The organism is Mesorhizobium sp. B2-3-6, assembly GCF_006442305.1.
GTDB lineage: Bacteria > Pseudomonadota > Alphaproteobacteria > Rhizobiales > Rhizobiaceae > Mesorhizobium.
This window is the reverse complement of record NZ_VFVW01000007.1, coordinates 191,410-207,642: the sequence shown is the minus strand read 5'-3', so window position 1 is coordinate 207,642 and position 16,233 is coordinate 191,410. Positions and strand designations below refer to the sequence as shown.

Annotated in this window: 14 protein-coding genes and 1 riboswitch; of the genes, 6 read left to right on the top strand and 8 right to left on the bottom strand. The window is 64.8% G+C overall.

What is annotated here, in order from left to right; all coding sequences use genetic code 11:
• The first annotated feature begins 22 nt into the window (after positions 1-22).
• The 4 genes from FJ953_RS21125 to FJ953_RS21110 all read left to right on the top strand — a co-directional run bounded on the left by FJ953_RS21125 (position 23) and on the right by FJ953_RS21110 (position 5,257).
• Positions 23-3,355: a helicase-related protein gene (locus FJ953_RS21125; RefSeq protein ID WP_140624992.1), complete on the top strand. Its 3,333-nt coding sequence runs from the start codon at positions 23-25 to the stop codon at positions 3,353-3,355.
• 26 nt (positions 3,356-3,381) lie between these two features.
• Positions 3,382-3,765: an RNA-binding S4 domain-containing protein gene (locus tag FJ953_RS21120; RefSeq protein WP_140517614.1), complete on the top strand. Its 384-nt coding sequence runs from the start codon at positions 3,382-3,384 to the stop codon at positions 3,763-3,765.
• A gap of 204 nt (positions 3,766-3,969) precedes the next feature.
• Positions 3,970-4,308 (top strand): ferredoxin FdxA, encoded by a 339-nt coding sequence (gene fdxA / locus FJ953_RS21115; protein ID WP_140493333.1) that lies wholly within the window; start codon positions 3,970-3,972, stop codon positions 4,306-4,308.
• Between the two features lie 367 nt (positions 4,309-4,675).
• Complete coding sequence (locus tag FJ953_RS21110; protein WP_006327799.1) at positions 4,676-5,257, top strand: CarD family transcriptional regulator; 582 nt, start codon at positions 4,676-4,678, stop codon at positions 5,255-5,257.
• Between the two features lie 102 nt (positions 5,258-5,359).
• Here FJ953_RS21110 and FJ953_RS21105 read toward each other — a convergent pair whose 3' ends face one another.
• The 4 genes from FJ953_RS21105 to FJ953_RS21090 all read right to left on the bottom strand — a co-directional run bounded on the left by FJ953_RS21105 (position 5,360) and on the right by FJ953_RS21090 (position 8,728).
• Positions 5,360-6,268, bottom strand: coding sequence for a patatin-like phospholipase family protein (locus FJ953_RS21105; protein ID WP_140624991.1), 909 nt, complete (start codon positions 6,266-6,268; stop codon positions 5,360-5,362).
• A gap of 112 nt (positions 6,269-6,380) precedes the next feature.
• Positions 6,381-7,172 carry an amino acid ABC transporter ATP-binding protein gene (locus tag FJ953_RS21100; RefSeq protein ID WP_140566896.1) on the bottom strand — a complete coding sequence of 264 codons (792 nt, stop codon included), beginning with the start codon at positions 7,170-7,172 and terminating at the stop codon, positions 6,381-6,383.
• The gene (locus tag FJ953_RS21095; protein ID WP_140624990.1) at positions 7,169-7,849 is read right to left on the bottom strand and encodes an ABC transporter permease subunit; all 681 of its coding nucleotides are present in this window, start codon (positions 7,847-7,849) and stop codon (positions 7,169-7,171) included. The genes FJ953_RS21100 and FJ953_RS21095 overlap by 4 nt, the downstream gene beginning before the upstream one ends.
• A gap of 105 nt (positions 7,850-7,954) precedes the next feature.
• Positions 7,955-8,728, bottom strand: a complete 774-nt coding sequence (locus FJ953_RS21090) for an amino acid ABC transporter substrate-binding protein (protein WP_140624989.1) — start codon at positions 8,726-8,728, stop codon at positions 7,955-7,957.
• Between the two features lie 322 nt (positions 8,729-9,050).
• On the opposite strand from FJ953_RS21090, the gene FJ953_RS21085 reads away from it, so the two are divergent.
• Positions 9,051-9,917 (top strand): RNA polymerase factor sigma-32, encoded by an 867-nt coding sequence (locus FJ953_RS21085; protein WP_140493315.1) that lies wholly within the window; start codon positions 9,051-9,053, stop codon positions 9,915-9,917.
• 71 nt (positions 9,918-9,988) lie between these two features.
• Here FJ953_RS21085 and FJ953_RS21080 read toward each other — a convergent pair whose 3' ends face one another.
• The 4 genes from FJ953_RS21080 to thiB all read right to left on the bottom strand — a co-directional run bounded on the left by FJ953_RS21080 (position 9,989) and on the right by thiB (position 15,341).
• The gene (locus tag FJ953_RS21080) at positions 9,989-11,452 is read right to left on the bottom strand and encodes a M48 family metalloprotease (protein ID WP_140493312.1); all 1,464 of its coding nucleotides are present in this window, start codon (positions 11,450-11,452) and stop codon (positions 9,989-9,991) included.
• A gap of 257 nt (positions 11,453-11,709) precedes the next feature.
• On the bottom strand, positions 11,710-12,492 hold the full coding sequence (gene thiQ / locus FJ953_RS21075) for a thiamine ABC transporter ATP-binding protein (protein ID WP_140624988.1): 783 nt from the start codon (positions 12,490-12,492) through the stop codon (positions 11,710-11,712).
• The gene (gene thiP / locus FJ953_RS21070; protein WP_140624987.1) at positions 12,492-14,105 is read right to left on the bottom strand and encodes a thiamine/thiamine pyrophosphate ABC transporter permease; all 1,614 of its coding nucleotides are present in this window, start codon (positions 14,103-14,105) and stop codon (positions 12,492-12,494) included. Before thiP ends, thiQ begins: the two co-directional genes overlap by 1 nt.
• Before the next feature lie 237 nt (positions 14,106-14,342).
• Positions 14,343-15,341 (bottom strand): thiamine ABC transporter substrate binding subunit, encoded by a 999-nt coding sequence (gene thiB / locus FJ953_RS21060; RefSeq protein WP_140624985.1) that lies wholly within the window; start codon positions 15,339-15,341, stop codon positions 14,343-14,345.
• Positions 15,342-15,383: 42 nt separating this feature from the next.
• Positions 15,384-15,499, bottom strand: a riboswitch (TPP riboswitch).
• Positions 15,500-15,587: 88 nt separating this feature from the next.
• On the opposite strand from thiB, the gene FJ953_RS21055 reads away from it, so the two are divergent.
• The gene (locus FJ953_RS21055) at positions 15,588-16,232 is read left to right on the top strand and encodes a thiamine diphosphokinase (RefSeq protein ID WP_140493297.1); all 645 of its coding nucleotides are present in this window, start codon (positions 15,588-15,590) and stop codon (positions 16,230-16,232) included.
• Position 16,233 lies beyond the last annotated feature (1 nt).

Genomic DNA, 16,233 nt, shown 5'->3' with positions numbered 1-16,233 from the left:
AGAAAGCCTTATTTCCGAGCCGATGAACATCCATCCGAAACCCACCGAGCCGCTGATCCTATCGGGTCGCGACGTGACTGCCGTGCTTGGGCCGACCAACACAGGCAAGACCCATCTCGCCATCGAGCGCATGGTGGCGCATGAAAGCGGCATCATCGGCCTGCCGCTCAGGCTCTTGGCGCGAGAGGTCTACACCCGCGTCTGCGAAAAGGTCGGTGCCCACAAGGTGGCGCTCATCACCGGCGAGGAGAAGATCCAGCCGCCAGGCGCCAGATATTCGGTCTGTACCGTCGAAGCCATGCCGCGCGAGACCGATGCCGCCTTCGTCGCCATCGACGAGGTGCAGCTTGCCGGGGACCTCGAGCGCGGCCACATCTTCACCGACCGCATCCTGCATCTGCGCGGCCGCCAGGAGACGCTGCTGCTCGGCGCCGCCACCATGCACAGCATCTTGCAGCGCCTGTTGAAAGGCGTCTCGGTGGTGACACGACCGCGGCTGTCACATCTGGCCTATGCCGGTTCGAAGAAGCTGACCCGCTTGCCCCGGCGCACAGCGATCGTCGCCTTCTCCGCCGACGAGGTCTATGCCATCGCCGAACTGATCCGCCGCCAGCAGGGCGGTGCGGCCGTCGTGCTTGGCGCGCTCTCGCCCCGCACCCGCAACGCCCAGGTGGCGCTGTTTCAGTCGGGCGACGTCGACTATCTCGTCGCCACCGATGCCATCGGCATGGGCCTTAACCTCGATCTCGACCATGTCGCCTTCGCCCAGAACCGCAAGTTCGACGGCTATCAGTATCGCAACCTGACGGCGGCCGAACTTGGCCAGATCGCCGGGCGCGCCGGCCGGCACCTGCGCGACGGCACCTTTGGCGTCACCGGCCAGGTCGACCCGCTGGACGAGGAATTGGTCAAGAAGATCGAAAGCCACGACTTCGACCCCGTGAAGGTTCTGCAGTGGCGCGCAGCGCGTTTCAATTTCGCCAGCCTCGACGCGCTGAAGCGCTCGATCGAGACCAATGCCCCGGTGGAGGGCCTGACCCGTGCGCTGCCGGCAGTCGATGCGCAGGCGCTTGAGCACCTGTCGCGTGACGAGGACATCAGGGCGCTCGCCACCGACGCAAGGCGCGTCGCGCTGCTGTGGGAGGCCTGCGCGCTCCCCGACTACCGCAAGATAGCGCCGGCCCAGCACGCCGACCTCATTGCGTCGATCTACATGGACCTCGCCAGGCATGGCCATGTCGACGAGAATTACATGGCCGAGCAGGTGCGCCGCGCCGACACCACCGAGGGCGACATCGATACGCTGTCGCATCGCATCGCCCAGATCCGCACCTGGACATTCGTGTCGAACCGGCCCGGCTGGCTGGCCGATCAGGCACACTGGCAGGAAAAGACGCGCGAAATCGAAGACAGATTGTCGGATGCGCTGCATGAGCGGTTGACGAAACGCTTCGTAGACCGCAGGACTTCCGTCCTCATGCGGCGCCTTAGAGAAAATACCATGCCTGAAGCCGAAATAAGCCCAACCGGAACCGTCCTCGTCGAAGGCCACCATGTCGGCGAGTTGCAGGGGTTCCGTTTCACCGCCGATCAGAGCGCTGGCGGCGAAGACGCCAAGGCCGTGCGCGCGGCCGCCCAGAAGGCGCTGGCAGCGGAGTTCGAGGCACGCGCCGAACGCTTCGGCGCCTGCGCCAATGGCGACATCGCGCTCGGTTCCGACGGCACGCTGCGCTGGATCGGCGCGCCGATCGGCACTCTGGTTGCCGGTGAAGACGCGCTGAAGCCGCGTCTGGTGCTTTTGGCCGACGAACAGCTGACCGGCCCGGCGCGTGACAAGGTCGCCGCGCGCGCCGAGCGCTTCGTCAATTTCCAGATCGAATCCCTGCTGAAGCCGCTGGTCGATTTGAAGAATGCCGAGCAGATATCGGGTATCGGCCGCGGCATCGCCTTCCAGCTGGTCGAGAATTTCGGCCTTATCAATCGCCGCGACATCGCCGAGGAGATGAAGTCGCTCGACCAGGAAGGCCGCGCGGCATTGCGCCGGCTGGGCGTGCGCTTCGGCGCCTATCATGTCTTCGTGCCGGCGCTGATCAAGCCGGCGCCCGCGGGATTGGTGACGTTGCTGTGGGCGCTGAAAAACGACGGCAAGGACAAGCCCGGCTTCGGCGACGTCGTCCATGCGCTGGCATCGGGCCGCACCTCGGTGGTCATCGATCCGGCTTTCGACAAGGCCTTCTACAAGCTTGCCGGCTACCGCAATCTCGGCCGCCGCGCCGTGCGCATCGACATTCTGGAACGGCTGGCCGACCTGATCCGCCCGGCGACCAACTGGAAGCCCGGCCTCGGCCAGCGTCCGGATGGCGCCTATGACGGCCAGTCTTTCATGGTGACGCCGCCGATGATGTCGATTCTCGGCGCCACGGCCGATGACATGGAAGAAATCCTGAAAGGTCTTGGCTACCGTGCCGAGCCGAAGCCGGCGGCCGAAGTCAAGGCACGGCTGGAAGCGCAGGACAATGCCGCCCGGGAAGCCGTGGCGGCCAAGCTGGCAGCGGAAGAGGCCGCGCGCGCCGAGCAGGCCAAGGCGGCGGAGGCGGCTGCGACGGACACGCCTGAGGAGACATCGGCGGAAGATCCGCAAACTGCGACTGCCCAGACCGCCGTCGAAATTCCTGCTGAACCCATTGCGGAAGCGGCCGAAACTGTTGCGGAAGAACAACCCGAAGTTCCAGCCGAAGCGACGCAAGAGGTTGCGCCTGTAGCAGAAGCCGTGCCTGAGACTTCTGCCGCCGAAAGCGCCGACGCTCTCACCTCCCCCTCGACGGGGGAGGTCGCGGAGCGAAGCGAGGGGGGTGACAGCGCCGACGCTCCCCAACAGGGACAGGATGAAGCCGGCGTGCCCGCCGCGGAAGCCGAAGAGCCTAAGCCGATCCTGTTGTGGCGGCAGGGTCGCTTCGACCAGCGGCCTCGTCACCGTCACCACGAGAACCGCGCCCGGCCGCGCAACGGCCAGGCGGCGCGCTCCGATGCCCCGGCGGATGCCGCTGTCGGCCAGCCCGGCACCCGGCCCGCCCATGAAGGGCGCCGCGATGGCGCCGGCAAGCCGCGTTTCGATCGCTCGAAGTTCAAGCCCAGGCCGCAAGGCGAAGGCGGGGAACGGCGGGAGGGAAAGCCGCAGGGCGAGCGTTCTGACCGCCGTGAGGGCCGGCCGGGCAGCAGGCCGGAAGGCAAGGGCGGCCCGCAAGGCGGCAAACCCTCGTTTCAGGCAAAACCGCGCGAGGAGCGCCCGGTGCGCTTCGATCCCGACTCTCCCTTCGCCAAGCTCGCCGCTTTGCGCGACCAGCTGAAGAAATAGCCGCACAGGATCCGATGGGCGCCCCGATGGCCACCGACCGCCAGCGTATCGACAAATGGCTGTTCTTCTCGCGCGCGGTGAAATCGCGCTCGCTGGCCGCCAAACTGGTCGTGGCCGGCCGGGTGCGCATCAATCGCGACAAAGCAGCGCAGGCCTCCGACCTGGTCAAGCCTGGCGACGTCCTGACCATCACGCTGGAGCGGCGCATCTTCATCTGGAAGGTGCTCGATGCGGGAAGCCGGCGCGGCCCCGCCGTGGAGGCACGCACGCTCTACGAAGACATGTCGCCGCCTGCCGCACCGACGGGCGAGGCGCCTCCCGACGCGATCCCAGGGCTGCGCGAGGCCGGAAGCGGCCGCCCGACGAAGAAGGAGCGCCGCGAGACCGACCGCTTGCTTGGCGACGACTGACCGCCGGTGCACGGAGGCATGTATGTTCTTCCACACCGCCGACACAACGGTCCGAGCACATGACCGATGCCCGCCATTGCCGACCCGTTGGAATTCCATTCCGGCAATGCGGACATGGCCGGAATGGCCGCCCTTGCAAGCGGGCGCCAAAGGCGTTACCTGACGGAAAAAGCCAACAAAAACGGGACGTCCCGGAGCAGATCGATGACCTATGTCGTGACCGACAATTGCATCAAATGCAAATATATGGACTGCATCGAGGTCTGTCCGGTCGACTGTTTCTACGAGGGCGAGAACATGCTCGTCATCCATCCCGACGAGTGCATTGACTGCGGTGTCTGCGAACCGGAATGCCCCGCCGACGCGATCAAGCCCGATACTGAGTCGGGCCTCGACAAATGGCTGCAGATAAACACCGAATACGCTGAGAAATGGCCTAATATCACCGCCAAGAAGGAGCCGCCGGCCGACGCCAAGGCCTTCGATGGCGAGGCCGGCAAGTTCGAGAAATATTTCTCGGCTGAACCCGGAGAAGGCGACTGACAGCGCTGCCGTTTCAACCGGCATGACGCGGCGTAAGAGGTACGGCCTATTAACCGCCTTGACAGGCGGCGTGAACCTGTGGCCTTCGCTTATGCAGCAAAACCTTGATTCTTCCGACTTTTTGTGTTACATGAGCGAAACATGCCGGTGACACAACGTCGATTTATGGCGCTAACGCCCCAAATCACTGAAAGGTGAAAATCCCATATCGGACCAGAGCGATCTGGGCCAGGTGATCGCAATCGTGCGGTTTGCCGGTCCCGGCTTTTCCGGTGGGTTCATCTGTTGTGCGGCTAATGATCGGTAACCCGATCGCGCGAGTTCAGCCGGCACCGCCGCCGGCCCACAACAAGGAGTTCAGGGCGTAATGGCAACGATCACCCCGCAGAAGAAGTCCACCGCTGCACGTCACGGTTTCAAGACCGGCGAGTACATCGTCTATCCGGCGCATGGTGTCGGCCAGATCGTCTCGATCGACGAGCAGGAAGTGGCCGGGCACAAGCTGGAACTGTTCGTCATCGATTTCCAGAAGGACAAGATGCGCCTCAAGGTGCCGGTCGCCAAGGCAACCTCGATCGGCATGCGCAAGCTGTCGGAAGAGGATTATGTCGAACGCGCACTGAAGGTCGTGCAAGGCCGCGCCCGCGTCAAGCGCACCATGTGGTCGCGTCGCGCGCAGGAATATGATGCCAAGATCAATTCCGGCGACCTGATCTCGATCTCGGAAGTTGTTCGCGACCTCTACCGCGCCGACAACCAGCCGGAGCAGTCCTATTCCGAACGCCAACTCTACGAGGCCGCGCTCGACCGCATGGCCCGTGAGATCGCCGCGGTCAACCGCATGTCGGAAACCGAAGCCGTGCGTTTGATCGAGGTCAATCTCAACAAGGGCCCTAAGCGCGGCGCCAAGGCCGACAATGAGGAAGCCGAGCAGGAAGAAGCTGCCTGAGGCCTTGCGCCTTGTGAGTTTTTGAAAAACCCGGCCTTGCGCCGGGTTTTTTGTTGCAGGCAATATTTGGAAAGTTGGTGCACGCCCCTCGGCGTGGAATCGTCACAGGAACGTTACGCGGGTCGCTTCCTTCTTGCCTTGGGCGAAACCGGCACGGGCCGCGGGGATGCGGGTCGCCAGATCCATCTGGTTGGTGCCCATTGCGGCGCGGGAATCGACGTCAGGCGTGATCACCACCACCTCGCTGCCCTGCTGGCGCAGGGCTTCGACCTCGCTTGCAAGGTCCGCGCCCGGCGGTCTGCGCAGGCCCTCGAACTGGCCTTCCGGTAGCGGCCCGCTCCGTCCGCTGAACGGCGAGAGCACGATCACGTTCGCATAGCCCGAGGCAAGGTCGGCATTATCGGCGGAGCGCACGCCACCGGAGATGTAGCGGACGCCATTGATGCTGTGCGTTGGCCCCGCACCGGGCAGCGCGGTGCTCGCGGTGGCCGCGTCAACCAGATCGACGCCGGAATCGCGGTCGAACGCAGCCAGTTCACCGGTAAGCGCGTCGACGGCCACCAAGATCATCGGCCTTTCCGGCCATTCATGGCGAGGCAATCTGGCGGCGACCAGCGCGCGCCGCTGTTTGGCCACTTCAGGTCCGAATTTGGCATCGCTCTCCAATCCGAATGCGCCCATCGCCCGTTGCAGATCGGCTGCCGAGGTAGCGGCGGCGGAAATGGAACGCATCCGCTCGAATACACTATCCATCGGCGGCAACGGCGGTTGACGGCTCGGTCCGGCCGGTTGAACCGGCAGCGGGGACAGCACCGCGGCCAGCAGCTCGCCCGGCGGTATGCCGCTGCGCACCTGCACTGCCGCATTGGCGCCTGCCGAGGTTCCGATCACCAGATCGGCGGCCTCGGTCAGATCGACACCAGTGTCGGCGAGGCCCGCGATGATGCCGATCAGCCAGGCATTTCCGGCGGCCCCGCCACCACCGAGAACAAGAGCAACGTTGCGAACCATCGGCCCCCACTATTGCAGCGCATGGACACGCCCGTCCATCGAAATAGAAACACCGTGCCTGACGGCGGCTCACGAGGATAAATGCCCGGCAGGGAGCAAGCGCAGCGCAGGCCTAGGACGAGAAATTGCCGCCTTCTCCCCCACCCTCCTTCTCCGCCATTTCCTGCTTTAGCGTCGCGATGAACCGTCTTGTCCGTTCGCGCTCCGGATTGCCGAACAGCACCGCCGCGGGGCCCTTTTCGACGACAATGCCGGCCTCGAGGAACACCACCTCGCGAGCGATCTTTGAAGCAAGCCGCAGATCGTGCGTGGCCATCACCATCGTCGTCCCCTCGCTGGCGAGCCGGCCGAGCACGTCGACGACTTCCTGCGCCAGTTCCGGGTCGAGCGCGGAGGTCGGCTCGTCGCACAAAAGCACCTTTGGCGACGGCGCCAGCGCCCGGGCGATCGCTACCCGCTGCTGCTGGCCGCCCGACAGCGTTGCCGGCCAGGCATCGACCTTGTGCGCCATGCCGACCTTTTCCAGCAGCGCGAGCGCCCGTTCGCGCGCCCGTGCGTGGGGCCACTTCAGCACCGTCACCAGCCCTTCCATGACGTTCTCGATCGCGGTGCGATGCGGGAACAGTTGGAAGTTCTGGAACACCATGCCGGTCTGCAGCCGCAGCCGCTGAATGTCCCGGGCCGCCACCTTCGCTCCCGGATGGAACTCCAGCGCCTGATCGCCGATACGCACTGTGCCCGAAGTTGGGATCTCAAGCAGGTTGATGCAGCGCAGCAGCGTGCTTTTGCCACCACCCGAAGGACCGACCAGCGCGGTGACGCTGCCTTCGGCGATGGCAACCGTCACGCCCTTCAGCACGAGATTGTCGCCGAAGCGCTTTTCGATGTTGGCAAGGTCGATCACGAGCGCGCCTCCAGGAACCCGCCATAGCGATTGAGCCGCGCCTCCAGCCGCGTCTGCAAGGCCGACAGCACCGAACTCATCGCCAGATAGAGGATCGCCGCCTCGACATAGAGGATCAGCGGCTCGTAGGTGGTGGCGACGATGCGCTGCGCGGCCTGGAACATTTCCGGCACGGTGATGGCGGCGGCCAGCGACGTGTCCTTGACCAGCGAGATGAAGGTGTTGGAGAGCGGCGGCACCGCCACGCGCCCAGCCTGCGGCAAGATGGTGCGGCGCATCGCCTGGCTCCAGGTCATGCCGATCGAATAGGCCGCCTCCCATTGCCCCTTTGGCACCGCGCCTATCGCCGCGCGAATGATTTCCGACGAATAGGCGCCGATATTGAGCGTGAAGCCGATCAACGCCGCGGGGAACGCGTCAAGCAGGATGCCTACCGAGGGCAGGCCGTAGAAGATCAGGAACAGCTGCACCAGGAGCGGCGTGCCGCGGAATATCCAGACGTAGAAGCGCGCCACCGCGACCAGGGGCATTGGCCCGAAGAGCCGGATCAGCGCGGTTCCGAGACCGACGCTCAAGCCGAGTACAAAGGACAGAAGCGTCAACGGTACGGTGAAGACCAACGCCGCCCATAGCAGCGAAGGCAGCGATTCCAGCATGAGTTGCAGCCAGTGCGGCACGAAAGGCTCCTTCTTGCGACTGCCGTATATCACGCGAAAGGCGGCGGGCCGTCAAAACGGTCCGCCGCCGGGCGATGTCGCGCGGGCCAACGGCCCGGCCGTAAATTACTTCGAAACGTCCTGTCCGAAATACTTGTCTGCGATCTTCTGATAGGTGCCGTCCGCCTTGATGTCGGCCAGCGCCTTGTTGATCGCGGCAACCAGTTCCGGATCGCCCTTGCGAACGATGACGCCGGAATAGTCGGCGTTCTCTTCCTGGGCCGCGATCTTCACATTGGCATCCGGCTTGTGCTTCTTGAAATCGAGGAAGGACAGGCTGTCATTGATGGTTGCGTCGGCGCGGCCGGTCAGAAGCAGCTGGATCGACTGGTCGAACCCGTCGGTGCCGACCAGTTCGGCGCCGTTGGCCTCGGCAAGCTTGCCGAAATTCGAAGTCAGCGACTGCGCCGACTTCTTGCCTTTGAGATCGGCGAAGCTCTTGATATCGGTGTTGTCGCCGCGCACGATCAGCACTGCCTTGGAGGCGATGTAGGGGTCGGAGAAATCGTATTTCGCCTTGCGGGCGTCGGTGATGCCGACTTCGTTGATGACCGCGTCATAGCGGTTGGCATCGAGGCCCGCGATCAGCCCGTCCCATTTGCCCTCGAGGAACTCTACCTTCACGCCGAGCTTTTCGCCGATCGCCTTGGCGATTTCGACATCGAAGCCGACCAGCGCTCCGCCGGCATCATGATAGGTAAAGGGTGCGTAGGTGCCCTCCGTGCCGACCTTGATGACGCCGGCCTGCTTGATCTGGTCGAGATTGGCGCCGGCATAGCCTGCGGTAACAGCCAGAACCTGCAAAGTTCCGGCGACGATGAGCGACTTGAGCCATTTCATTTTTCTGTGATCCCGTCCTGGCCTGATATCCGGCATGGTGTGTGAGCGCTGGAAATTGACAGATGTGAGTTGAAAAAATAAGGAATGAGATTTCAAAAACATCCATTATTCGGAATCGGATTCTACCACTGACGTTTCTGGCGGTGCCTCGAACCCGCCCGGAGTTTTTTCGCGCAGCCTCCACGCCGCGCCGCCGGCGGCGGAACCTTTCCCGCGCATGGCACGTTTTGCGTTCGTTGTAGGGCAGGACGCCGTCATTTCAAGTCGAGCGGCTGCCGGGTTTCGAAATGACATCCGTATCGCCAGAGCCAGGGAGTGCCTCATGATGGAAGACACGGCAGGACGGATCATGGTCCGCGCGGCAATGAGGGCTCCCTATCTCGAACGCGACGAGGAGTTGCGGCTGGCGCTGCGCTGGAAAAAGGACAACGACCAGAACGCGCTGCACAGCATCACCGTGGCGCATATGCGCCTGGTCATTTCCATGGCCTCCAAATTCCGTCATTACGGCCTGCCGCTTGGCGATCTGGTCCAGGAGGGCCATGTCGGCCTGCTCGAGGCCGCGGCCCGTTTCGAGCCGGAGCGCGAAGTGCGGTTTTCGACCTATGCGACCTGGTGGATCCGGGCCTCGATGCAGGACTACATCCTGCGCAACTGGTCGATCGTGCGCGGCGGCACCAGCTCGGCGCAAAAGGCTCTGTTCTTCAACCTGCGGCGCCTGCGCGCCCGGCTGGCGAACGGCGCCGCGGAGCCGCTGTCGAACAGGACGCTGTACCGCGAGGTTTCAGCGGCCCTCGGCGTCTCCGAAGCCGATGTCGCGCTGATGGATTCGCGGCTCTCGGCGCCCGACTCCTCCCTCAATGTCCCGCTTGCCGACGATGGGGGCGCGACCGAGCGGATGGACTTCCTCGTGTCGGACGATCCCTTGCCCGACGAGGTCGTCAGCGACACCATCGATATCGAACGCCGCTCGATATGGCTGAAGGCGGCGCTTGCCGCACTCAACGCGCGTGAGCTGCGCATCATCGAGGAGCGTCGGCTGAGCGACGAGGGCGCGACGCTCGAAGCGCTCGGCGAGACGCTTGGCATTTCCAAGGAACGCGTGCGCCAGATCGAGGCCCGCGCCATGGAAAAGCTGAAAGTGGCGCTGGTGAAGCAGAACCCGGAATTCCTCGCCACCGCCGCCTAAATCCATTCCAGGAAAACTACCTAGAAATTTCTCGTCCCAAAAACGAGAGAGCGGGTCAGCGCCGACAATAGCTATTTGTCGGTGACGATCTTGACCTTGTCGCCGGCCGAAACCGCGGCCCCCGGCGACAGCGCGTTGAGCACCCGGAACAGGTCGAGTTTGCGGTCGACGCCGACCATCTGCGCCGAAAGCGAACCCATCGTCTGCCCCGGCTGGACGGTGACCACGCGGATATGCAGCGGCTTCAGCGCCGCCTTTTCGGCGGCACTCAGAATGCGGAACGAGCCGCTGACGGAACGCGCCACGGTGTCGAGCGACGTGCTGGCGGATGGTGCCGCCGTCAGCAGCCGGTAGACCTGGCCGCCGGCGCGGATTACCGCGATATCGAACTGCCAGCCTTCGGCGCCTGCATGCGCCGTCGCCGCCTCGTTGCCGTTGATCGTTTCCTGCCTGACGCTCGCATCATCGAGACCGGCCACCCAGCCGCTCCTGATATAATCGGTCAGCGCACGGTTCTTGTCGATCGACACGCCGTCGAAGCGGATCGCAATGTCGCCCGGCCCGGTCGCCGTCACGGCGGCGGCCGAATTGTCGATGATAAAGCCCTCCGGCACCGAGAAGGACACGCCCAGGCCCGGATGCAGAAAGGTCTCGCCGCGCACATAGCCTTCTTCCGGCGTGTCGCCGTAGAGCAGGCCGTCTATGCCGGCGAGGAAGGCGTCGCGATCGCGGGTGCCGACGCCCGGCGGGCCGAACTGGCGGGCATGGCGTTGCGCAAGGTCGATACGCTGTGGCGTATTGGGATGCGTTGCCAGGAAATCGAGGCTGGCGTCGGTGGCGCCGCTGATCGAGCGGAAATCAGTGTAGGCCGACATGGACTGCAAGAAGCGGCCGGCGGCGTAAGGATCGTAGCCGGCTTCGCCGATCGACTTGATGCCGATCGCGTCGGCCTCCAGTTCCTGGTTGCGCGAAAACTGCGCCAGTCTCAGCTTGCCGCGGATCAGCGCCGCCTTGGCGGTCGGGCTGTCGCCGAGCACGTCGGAAACAACCTTGGTGGCGAGCCCCTCCTCGGCCTCGAGCTGCTGGCGCTGCAGGCCGTGGTTGGCGGTAACGTGGCCCATCTCATGCGCGATGACGGCGGCGAGCTCGGCCGAATCATTGGCCAGCGCCAGCAGGCCGCGCGTGACGTAGAGATAGCCGCCCGGCAGCGCGAAGGCATTGACGTTGGGCGAATTGAGGATGGTGATGCGATAGGTCTGGGTCGGATTGGCCGACACCACCGTCAGGCTGCCGACGACCTTGGCGACCATGCGCTCGAGCTTGGGATCGGAATATTCGCCGCCATAGGTCGCCAGTATGCGTGGATGCTGCGCCTTGGCGAGTTCGGCCAATTTGTTATTGGCCGCGACATTGTCGACCGTGATCGGTTTGTCGGAAGGCTGGAAGCCGGATTCCTGGACTTCCGGAGGTGTGAACATCTGGCAGCTTGCCAGGGCCACTACAAAGCCGGCCAGCGCCAGAAAGCGCGCCAGCATTTTCCCTCTTGGTCTTTCCGTGCCGGTCGGCAGAACGGCTTCCTTTCGGGTCTGGCGCATGCCCGCGAAAATCGGGGCGATCCTCGCAAGGGCTCATGCGCAAATCAAAGCATTACAGCATCCACGCCATACCAACGCGCGGCGGATGCTGCAGGCAAATCACGGCCTGCACCGGACCGGTACGGGGCGGACCTAGCCACACTACCTCTGTCATGGCAAGCAATCGCCCCGTCGCCAGGAGCCGGTTTGAGCGTAAATTATGTCCGCTTCCGGGCAATATCTCGTGATCCAGCCTCCCAGGCGCTTGTGCCAACATAGCGCCGGAAAACTTCAGGACCAGCCCCGGCAAAGAAATCATCCGCCTTGCCCTTGGCGGCAACCATGCCGTTGTCGAGGAACACCACCTCCTCACAAATACGGCGTGCGTCCTGTGGCTGGTGCGTAACGAACAGCAGCGTCATGCCCCGCTCGGCATGCACGTCGGCGACAAGATCGAGCATGTCGTCGCGCAAGGCCGGTCCGAGTGAAGCGAAAGGCTCGTCCAGAAGAAGCACCGGGCGGTTGCGAACCAGCACGCGCGCCAATGCGACACGCTGGCGTTCGCCTCCCGAAAGTTCGCGCGGCAGGCGTCTTTCCTTGCCCGCGAGGCCGGTGCGCGCGATCGCCTCCGCGATGTCAGCGCGGTCGGCTTCGGTCAGCCGCAGCGAGGGCGAGCGGCCGAGCCCGACGTTCTCTTCGACCGAAAGATGGGCAAAAAGATTGTTTTCCTGGAACACCATCGACACGGGCCGCGCCGAAGGCGGCGCCGCGCCGACATCGGCGCCGCCGATCAGCACGCGGCCGGACTGCGGCGTCTCGAAGCCCGCCACCAGATTGAGCAGCGTCGACTTGCCCGAGCCGCTCGGCCCCATGATGGCGGTAATTTTCGACGCGGCGAAATCGACATCGAAAATAAGCGGCGCGTCGCCGTAGCTGAACGAGACCGTGTCCAGCCGCACCTCGGCTCCCCTTGTCGCACCATTGGTGGCGCCCGCAGCCATCAGTCTCGTTCCCCCCTTCCCAGCCAGCTCGCCGCCACCACAAGCGCAAGGCAGACCAGACCGAGCAGCAGCGCCAGGCCGGCGGCGTCCTCGGTACGGTAGCTGCCCATGCGCGCCAGGAGAAGGTAGGGCAAAGTCTGCACGGAATCACTGCCGAACAGTGCGATGACGCCGAGGTCGCCAAGCGACAGCGCCATGGCAAACGCGAAGGCGGTGGCCAGCGGCCGTCGCAGCGACGGCCAGTCGACCAGCCGCGACCGGGCCCAGCCTGCTATTCCCAGAAGCGCGCAGAGCCGCTCATGGCGCTCGCTCGCCGCATCATAGGCGGGGCGGATGGCACGGATGGCGAAAGGCATCGCCATGACTGCATTGACGGTGACGACCATGACCGGGGCTATGGCAAAGACATCGCCGACATGGCGCAGCAGAAGGAACCAGCCGGCGCCGATGACGATGGGCGGCACGACTAGGACGAAGCCGGCGCCGGTGTCGGTGGCGTGTTCGAGCACGGTCCGCGGACCGGAGCGGCGCTTCAGGCTCAGCACGCGGCGCGCCATGGTGAGCGAAAGCGACAGCGCAACCGACAGCAACGCCGACAGGAAGGCCAGCACGGCGCTGGTCAGCGTCGCCTGCCGCACCGCCGCCTCGCCGGCGAGACGGCCAAGGTCGGCGCCGAGGCCTGACATCACCGTCGCCGTCATCGGCCCGGCGACAAACAAAAGGGCCAGCACGACGAGCGCGGCATTCAGCGCGGTCTCGGTCCTGCCGGCCGAGACGTAGCGGCGCGGCGCCACCGGCAGATTGGCGTCACCGGTGGTGTTGGCGCCGAGCCGCGTCAACGCCAGCACCACGACAAAGGTCAGCGCGATCTGCAGCAGCGTCAGCGCCACCGCCCGCGCGGGATCGAAATCGAAACGCAGCGCCTGGTAGATGCCGACCTCCAGCGTCGTCGCGCCGGGGCCACCGCCCAGCGTCAGCACGATCGTGAAGGATGTGATGCAGAGCATGAACACCAGGCCGGCGACGCCCGGCAGAGCGGCGCGCAGTGTCGGCCACTCGATCAGCCGGAAAGCCGGTGCGGCACCCATGCCGAGCTGGCTCGCCAGGCGCCATTGGTCGGCTTGGATGGTTTGCAGCACTTCGAGGAACAGCCGCGTGGCCAGCGGCAGGTTGAAGAAGACATGAGCAACGAGGATGCCGGAGAGGCCATAAATGCCCGGCCAATGGTAACCGCCGACGGCACCAAGAAAGCCGGCGAAATAGCCGGCGCGGCCGTAGAGCGCCAGGATGCCGAGCGCCGCGACGATCGCCGGCAACGCCAGCGGCAGGGCGAAGAGCTGCAGGATGAAGCCGCGGCCGGGAAAGCGCGGATGCCGCGACAGCGCGCGAGCCACGAACAGGGCCGGCGCCACCGACAGCAGCGTCGAAAGCGCCGCCTGCCACAACGTAAAGCGCACGACGCGCAGGAGATAAGGATGGAAGGCCGCCCAGGCGCCGGAGAAATCGTTCGCGCCTTCGAAGACAAGGCCCGCAAACGCGCCGCCGATCAGCAGCCCGATCGCCGCAAGCGCGAGGATACCGGCGGAGATGCGGGGGTCAGACGCGCGCTGCACGCTGCGCCACCCAAAGGACCTTTAGCGAGCGTCGCGTTCCTTCGCGCCCCCCTCTGTCCTGCCGGACATCTCCCCCACTTGGGGGGAGATTGGGTGCTTCAGCGCTCCACCCTCTCCTGTGACGTCGCCAATTGGCGAAAGCCGTCGTGACGGCCAATCTCCCCCCTCGTGGGGGAGATGTCCGGCAGGACAGAGGGGGGCGCCGTAGAGCACTCATCATTCGATCATACGACCAAACTACTTGCTCATCACCGCCAGCCATTCATCCACCCATGCCTTGCGGTTGGCCGCGACCTCCTCGGGACTGAACAGCAAGGTTTTGGTCGGTTTGACCAGTCTGTCGAAGGCCGGATTGAGCGGCTTGTCGGTCTTGCCGGCCGGGAACATCCAGTTGGTCTCGGGGATGGCATCCTGGAATTTCGGCCCGGTCATGAAGGCGATGAACTTTTCCGCCAGCGGATTTTTGGCTCCCGTCGTGGTGATGCCGGCGACCTCGATCTGCAGATACTCGCCCTCCTCGAAGGAAGCGGCCTGGTAGCGCTCGGTGTTCTCGGCAACCATGTGGTAGGCGGGCGAGGTCGTGTAGGACAACACCATCGGCGCCTCGCCCTTGGTGAACAGGCCGTAGGCCTCGCTCCAGCCCGGCGTCACGGTCAAGACCTTCGCCTTGAGCTTGGCCCAGGCCTCCGGCGCCTTGTCGCCATAGACCGACTTCACCCACAACAGCAGGCCGAGGCCCGGCGTCGAGGTGCGAGGATCCTGGATGACGATCTTGTCGTCGGCACTGCCCTCGACCAATTCCTTCAGGCTCTTGGGCGGCGTCTTCAGCTTCTGCGTGTCATAGATGACGGCGAAATAACCATAGTCGTACGGGACAAAGATGTCGTCGTTCCAGCCGCCCGGCACATTGAGCCCGGTCACGGCACCATGCGGTGCAAACAGGCCAGTGGCCTTGGCATCGGCGGTGAGATTGGTGTCGAGGCCAAGCACGATGTCGGCCTTGGTCGCGGCCCCTTCCAGCTTGACGCGGTTGAGCAGCGCGACGCCGTCGGCAACCGAGACGAAGTCGACATCGCAGCCGCATTCGGCCTCGAATCCCTTCTTCACCACCGGGCCGGGCCCCCAGTCGGCGGTGAAGCTCTCGTAGGTGTAGACGGTGAGCTTGTCCTTGGCCAAGGCCGGCCCGGAGAGAACCACGACCAATGCAGAGACAAGGGCGTATAAAAGCGTGCGCATCGGCGCCTCCTTCGTTCGCGTTAAAGGAATTGAGGCGTCGGACTGTCCGAAACGTCTAATCCCTCCGCCGGTACAAACCGGATCAGGTTCAGCGGGTTGGCGAGACTGCCTCTCAGCCGGTCCGCGAAATATCGCGTCCGGCACCCCGTTAGAGCGCCTCGACACATAGGCCCGGCCGGTGAACCGCGCAAGTGGCTGTTTGCCGGCCTTCCGTTTCCGCTGCCGGGCTGGTAAGGGCCACACGATATGAGCACATTCACCATCCTGCTTGGCGGCGATCTCGTCCGCACGCCACGGCTCGACCGTCAGGTCGAGGGAACCCGCGTCATCGCCGCCGATGCCGGCATCGGCCATGCGAGGACGCTCGGCCTTGTGCCGGAACTGTGGGTCGGCGATTTCGACTCCGTGCCCGCCGGCCTGCCGGATGAGTTGGCCGCCGTGCCGCGCCGGACCTTTCCGGCAGAGAAAGACGCCACCGATGGAGAACTCGCGATATCGGCCGCCCTGGAGCGCGGCGCTACCAGCCTCGTGCTTGCCGGCGCCTTCGGCGGCAAGCGCGCCGACCATGCCTTCCTGCACATGGCGCTCGCCCTGCGGCTGGCCGGGGCCGGGACAAAGGTGCTGTTGACCAGCGGCGCGCAGGAAGCCGTGCCCCTGGCGCACGGCACGGCCCGCTTCGACTATGCCGACGGCACCCTGTTCTCGATCCTGGGTTTTTCCGAGCTTGCAGGGCTGACCGTCGCCGGTGCGAAATGGCCGCTTGACCGCGTCAAGGTCGCGTTCGGCTCGTCGCTGACCATCTCCAACGAGGTCAAGGGCAGGCTCGAGATCGCGCTGGGAGCGGGCCGCGCGCTGCTGCTCGCCCATCCCTATCCCTTGCCAGAAAGCTGAC